1 protein-coding gene is annotated in these 255 nt (G+C 65.1%); it reads right to left on the reverse strand.

From position 1 onward, the window contains the following. Positions 1-199 (reverse strand): transposase (locus QM019_RS12810; RefSeq protein WP_282851670.1); only part of this gene is annotated, 199 nt, incomplete at its 3' end. Positions 200-255: the final 56 nt, after the last annotated feature.

The raw sequence follows: 255 nt of genomic DNA on the forward strand, positions 1-255 counted from the left end.
CCCTGGTCTCCGCGGCCTCGGTCCGCGTAACGCCGGGCTTCGCGCCGTCGTCAACAGCGGCGCGCTGCAACCATTTCTGCAGGGTCATCGGGTGGACGCCGAAATCTTTCGCGATCTGCTCGATCGTGACTCCGGGCTCGCGATCCCGCGCGACGCGCACAACGTCATCACGGAACTCGCTGGGATAGGGCTTGGGCACAATGACATCCTTCCAGGCCGCCCTCCCGGGCAAGCCAGATCAGATGTCACCTATCC

Source organism: Gulosibacter sediminis, assembly GCF_030011715.1.
Classification (GTDB): Bacteria; Actinomycetota; Actinomycetes; order Actinomycetales; family Microbacteriaceae; genus Gulosibacter; species Gulosibacter sediminis.